The organism is Buchnera aphidicola (Cinara pseudotaxifoliae) (genome assembly GCF_900128595.1).
Classification (GTDB): domain Bacteria; phylum Pseudomonadota; class Gammaproteobacteria; order Enterobacterales; family Enterobacteriaceae; genus Buchnera_F; species Buchnera_F aphidicola_J.
The window spans coordinates 1-5,996 of sequence record NZ_LT635894.1 but is presented as its reverse complement, the minus strand read 5'-3'; the positions used below and the strand labels follow the sequence as shown (position 1 = coordinate 5,996).

The window sequence follows — 5,996 nt, the reverse complement described above, 5'->3', positions numbered from 1 at the left end:
AAGAAATTTTTATAAAAATATATACTTAAATTAAAATATGTAGTAATTGTGATACTTTAAATGTTTCGCTAGGTAGACTATGGTACTGGGTGTTGGGCTAATTGCCGCAACCTCACGTACTCTAAATCAACTTTTCTTTTTAAATCAATTAAACCTATAGAACACAATTCTTCAACTGAATATCTTTTTATTAGGTTTTTTAAAATTTGTGAACGAGCGTACTTTTCTTCTAATTGAATTATTTTTAAAGCTTGTTTTTTCTGTCTGCTAAACATGTGTCTTGAGTTTCTAAAACAAAAAGCTTTTCTAATGTATTTATCTTTTTCTTTCTGCTCAACTTCAAAAAGATTTATTTGAAATTTTTTTTGTTGTGTTCTCCGGATATTTATCCATTGTAACTGAGCAATTCTAGTTTGTATTAATTGTGATTGAGAAATATTGAATAACATAAAAAATAAAGGTTGTAAAAATATAATTTTAGGAATATATGTTCCTAAAATTTTGTCCCATACTTTTTGACAACTAATTAATCCAATTGGTTCCATAAAATCAGTGATTAATCGCGAAGCTCTAGTGATAGACTTATTACCCGCGCTAGAGTATGTAGATAATCCACATGCGTCCGATAATTTCTCTACAGAGGCCATGACTAGGGTAGAGGCGATGTTGAAATGATACAGCATGGCTTGTACCATAGCCCGAAGAGCACGAGCTCGATGTTCGTTTAAACGTCTTTTACGTGGAAGAGTTCGTCCAGTAATTGGGTTTTTAAAATTACAAATAGATAAATAAATTTTATTTTGAGCTACGTCAATCGTCGCAGAACGTTCCATGGCATATCGAATGAAAATAGGACGTTTTTTATGATTTTCTGGTTGAATAAACTGTGGATATGGATTATATACATATTTTTTTTCTGACATGGATAACCTATAGTAAATTATTATAAAATCATTAATTATACAAACTAAACAACAACTACTATTTCTAATAGAATACACGAGAAATAGTTTTTTAAAAATTAATTATTTACTGAGTTTTTCAAGCTCTTTGTTAACTTGCGTAGATTTCCAAATATAGTTTAATACATTCACCATTGCTTGCGCTGAAGCTTCAATGATGTCAGTGGCTAAACCTACTCCATGAAAATTTCGTGATTTATATTGCACTACAATATCTACTTTTCCTAATGCATCTTTACCTTCTCCATTAGCAACCAAGTGAAATTTTTTTAAAGTAATAGAATACAAAGTTGCTTTGTTTAAAGCTTGATAAATTGCATCCACAGGACCATTACTAGTAGTGGCTTTTTGGATGTTTGTTTCCTTTCCACAAATTAAAATAATAGATGCTACAGACAAACCTGATAATTTAGATTGTACGTCGAAATATTCTAATTTAAAGTATTCTCGAAGACTTTGTTGTTTTTTAAAAAATGCTAAAGCTTCTAAGTCATAATCAAAAATTCGTCCTTTTTTATCAGCTAATTTTAAAAAATCAATATATAACTCATTTAAATTATAATCATCTTTTCGATACCCCATTTGTTGCATACGATGTTTAACAGCAGCTCTTCCAGAACGAGAAGTTAAATTTAATTTACAATGATTCAATCCAATAGAAATCGGATCAATAATTTCGTAATTTTCTCGATTTTTTAATACTCCATCTTGATGGATACCAGAAGAATGTAAAAATGCATTTTTTCCTATAATTGCTTTATTTGCTGAAATAGGCATATTGCAAAATTGACTAACTGTTTTACTGGTTTTATAAATTTCTTTTAGATTAATATTAGTGTATTTATTTAAAATATCTCGATGTACATGTAACGCCATAATTACTTCTTCTAAAGCTGTATTTCCTGCTCTTTCACCTAAACCGTTCATAGTTCCTTCAATCTGTTTAGCACCAGCTTCAATAGCGCTAATGGAGTTTCCTACGGCCATTCCTAGGTCATTATGACAATGAACTGAAACAATAATTTTGTGTATATTTTTTACTTTTTGAAATACAGAAGAAATGATATTTTTAAATTGTGTAGGAGTAGTATATCCAACTGTATCTGGAATATTAATAGTGGTAGCTCCTGCTTCTATTACGGATTCAATTATACTGCATAAATTATCAATAGAAGTACGTCCTGCGTCTTCACATGAAAATTCAACATCATCAGTGTAACGTTTTGCTTGAATAACAGAAGATGTTGCCATATCTATAATTTCATTAAAATTTTTTTTTAATTTAGATGATATATGTAAATTAGAAGTTCCCAAAAAAAGATGAATTCTAAAGTTCTGAGCATATTTCATAGATTTTGCAGCTATATCAATATCTTTAAACAAACAGCGAGCTAAACTACATATTTTGCTTTTTCTAAGAACTTTAGAAATAGATTGTATCGATTGAAAATCTCCTGGTGATGAAACAGGAAAACCTGCTTCAATAACATCTACCCCCATGCGTTCTAAAGCTAAAGCAATTTGTATTTTTTCATTTGGGTTTAAACTAGCTTGTAAAGCTTGTTCGCCATCACGTAATGTTGTATCTAAAATAATGATTCTTTCTTTCATATATATCTCGTAAATTAATTAATAGAAAACATTTAGAATTTATTTTCCTTCAGATGATTCATTTTTAAAAATAAAAATCATCTAAGGAAATTTTTTTTATTTTGAAATTAATAATATAAATAAAATATTTTTTTAATAAAAATTATATACAGAATGATTTTTTTCATAAAAATCTATTTTCTTTTCATGTTTTAAAGTATAATCAATATTATCAAACCCGTACATAATTGATTGTTTATGAACGGAATCAATCATAAATTTAATACAATAACTATCAATTACTACGGTTTCTTTTAATAAATTAATCATACATAAGACATTTTTTTTCTTTTTTAGTATTAAAAATAATTTATCTATTATTTTTTTGGATAAGGAAATTAATAACAAACGATTGTTCAAGCAATTGTTTATAAAAATATCAGAAAAACTATGTGCAATAATTACTTTAAAACCATAATCCATTAAAGCCCAAACAGCATGTTCTCGAGATGATCCGCATCCAAAGTTATTACGTGTTAATAAAATGCTAGCATTACGATAAATTTTTTTATTTAAAACAAAATCAGGATTTTTTAATGTATTGTTAGATTTTAAAAATCTCCAATTAAAAAATAATTTTTTACCAAATCCAACTTTATCAATTTTTTGTAAAAACTGTTTAGGAATAATGATATCAGTATCAATATTAGATGTATCAAAAGGAGCTACAATACCTATGTGTTGTATAAATTTTTGCATTATAATAAAATTATCTCAAAAGGTTTATAAAAAAATAATTAAACATTAACGAATTTTCCATACAAAGCTGTTTGTGCAGCTAACCAAGGACTCATTAAATGAGTTCGACCATTCAATCCCTGTCTTCCTTCAAAATTTCTATTACTAGTAGAAGCACATCTTTCGTAAGGTTTTAACTGATCTTCATTCATACCTAAACACATGGAACAACCAGCATGCCGCCATTGAAAACCAGATTTTTTAAAAATCTTATCTAAACCTTCTTTTTCAGCTTGTTTTTTTACTAAACCGGATCCAGGAACAATTAATGCTTCTATATTATCCGCAATTACTTTGTTTTTAACTACTGAAGCCACTATTCGCAAGTCTTCAATACGAGAATTAGTACAAGAACCGATAAATACTTTGTTAATTGGAATATTAACTAAACTAGTTCCAGGTTTTAATCCCATATACTCTAAAGATCTTTTTGCATTTTCTAATTGATCCTTATCTCGAAAAGATTTTAATTTTGGAATTTTATTTTTAATAGAAATTACTTGTGACGGATTAGTTCCCCATGTTATTTGAGGAGATAAATTTGATATATCAATAGATATATCTTTTTCAAAAATAGATTTTGATCCAGACTTTAATAAATTCCATAGTTTCGTATATTCTTTCCAGGATTTGTTTTTAGGAACAAAATTTTTATTTTTTAAATATTCATAAGTGATATTATCAGGTTGAATAATTCCGGATTTTGCACCTAATTCAATGGCCATATTACAAATAGTCATTCGATTTTCCATACTCATTTTTTTTACAATAGGACCAGTAAATTCAATAACATAACCAGATCCACCTGAAGTACCAAGTTGATGAATAATCTTTAAAATAATATCTTTAGAATATACATTTTTTTGTAAAGATCCATAAATATATATACGCATATTCTTCATATAATTTTGCGGTAATGTTTGTGTAGCTAAAACATGCTCTACTTCAGAAGTACCTATTCCAAAAGCTAACGCACCAAAAGCTCCGTGAGTTGAAGTATGTGAGTCTCCACAAACAACTGTCATTCCAGGTAAAGTCATACCTTGTTCAGGACCCACAACATGTACAATACCTTGATTCGTGTTTTTTAAATCATAACAAGAAATATTAAAATCATGACAATTTTTTAATAAAGTTGACATTTGTATTTTTGCCATTTCAGTAGAAGAATCAGAGTCCCTAGAGAGAGTGGGGACATTGTGGTCCATGGTCGCAAATGTTTTTTGAGGTCTGCGCACGACTCTGTTTTTTTCTCTTAATCCACTAAATGCCTGAGGGGAAGTTACTTCATGTATTAAATGAAGATCAATATATATAATTGGTGTAATAGTTTCATTATTATATATTAAATGTGAATTAAATATTTTTTGATATAACGTTGTATTCATTCTTTTATTATCTCAGATAAAGTTTTAGCAATATTAGTCCCCATTTGATTAGTATGTATATAATTTTTACCATCTGAAATGTCTATTGTTCGGTACCCTTTCTTTAAAGTTTTTATTACAGCCAACTCAATTTTTTCAGCTATATATTTTAAGTTTAAAGAGTATTTAAAAAGTAAAGCTAAAGAAAGAATTTGAGCAATAGGATTAGCTAAATTTTTACCTTTTAAATCAGGAGCTGATCCTCCAGCAGGTTCAAATAATCCAAAAAATTTTTTATTCAGACTAGCTGAAGGCAACATTCCAATTGAACCTGTTAACATGGCACATTCATCAGATAAAATATCACCAAACATATTGGAACATAATAAAACGTCAAATTGACTAGGATTTTTTATAAGCTGCATGGCAGCGTTATCGATGTATAAGTGATGTAACGTAACTTCTGGAAATTGTTTGGACACTGCAGTAACTACTTCTCTCCATAAAACTGAACTTTCTAAAACATTTGCTTTATCTACAGACACAACAATCTTTCTTCTTTTTAAAGATAAGCTAAAAGCAACTTTTGCAATTCTTTCAATTTCTTTAGTAGAATAAATTTCTGTATCAAAAGCAGAAATATTTTTTTTATCAAATGTATTTCTTCCTTTAGGTAAACCGAAATATATGCCTCCTACAAGCTCTCGAACACATAAGATATCAAATCCATTACTTACTATATCTTCTCGCAGCGGAGAAAGCTTTTTTAAGGCGTTAATCAACTTAATAGGTCTAATGTTAATGAATAAATCAAAAAATTGTCTGAGTGGTAATAAAGCGCCTCTTTCGGGTTGTTTTTTTTTAGATAAACATGACCACTTTTTTCCTCCTACAGATCCAAATAAAATAGCATCAGAATTAATACAACCATCTAGTGTTTTTTTGGGTAAAGGAGTACCAAATTTATCAAATGCTACACCACCAATATCGAATTCTCGAGTATTTATTTTATAACCTGACTGACAATTAATAACGTTTAAAACTTTGTATGCTTCTAACATAACTTCAGGTCCAATTCCATCGCCTGGAAGTACAGCTATACTGAATGATTTTTTCATTGATAATCTTCTTATAATTTCTAAAAATAATTGATTGAATTACAGTATACTATATTAAAGGTATTATTTCTTTCTTTTTTTTTTTTTTTTTTTTAAAAGGTTATTTTGCATCTATTTTTTACTAAACAATCTTTTTTTTTTTTTTTTAATAGTTCATACTT

Annotated in this window: 5 protein-coding genes; all 5 read right to left on the bottom strand. The window is 28.2% G+C overall.

All coding sequences use genetic code 11. The features are described 5' to 3' along the window. Positions 1-77: 77 nt before the first annotated feature. On the bottom strand, positions 78-923 hold the full coding sequence (gene repA / locus BUCIPSTX3056_RS02075) for a plasmid replication initiator RepA (protein WP_075475051.1): 846 nt from the start codon (positions 921-923) through the stop codon (positions 78-80). Positions 924-1,025: 102 nt separating this feature from the next. Then, complete coding sequence (leuA, locus tag BUCIPSTX3056_RS02070) at positions 1,026-2,573, bottom strand: 2-isopropylmalate synthase (protein ID WP_075475049.1); 1,548 nt, start codon at positions 2,571-2,573, stop codon at positions 1,026-1,028. A 132-nt stretch (positions 2,574-2,705) separates the two neighbouring features. After that, entirely contained in the window at positions 2,706-3,311 is a 606-nt protein-coding gene (gene leuD / locus BUCIPSTX3056_RS02065; RefSeq protein ID WP_075475047.1) for a 3-isopropylmalate dehydratase small subunit, read from the bottom strand. Between the two features lie 38 nt (positions 3,312-3,349). Further along, the gene (leuC, locus tag BUCIPSTX3056_RS02060; RefSeq protein ID WP_075475045.1) at positions 3,350-4,738 is read right to left on the bottom strand and encodes a 3-isopropylmalate dehydratase large subunit; all 1,389 of its coding nucleotides are present in this window, start codon (positions 4,736-4,738) and stop codon (positions 3,350-3,352) included. Further along, the gene (gene leuB / locus BUCIPSTX3056_RS02055; protein ID WP_075475043.1) at positions 4,735-5,835 is read right to left on the bottom strand and encodes a 3-isopropylmalate dehydrogenase; all 1,101 of its coding nucleotides are present in this window, start codon (positions 5,833-5,835) and stop codon (positions 4,735-4,737) included. The genes leuC and leuB overlap by 4 nt, the downstream gene beginning before the upstream one ends. Positions 5,836-5,996 lie beyond the last annotated feature (161 nt).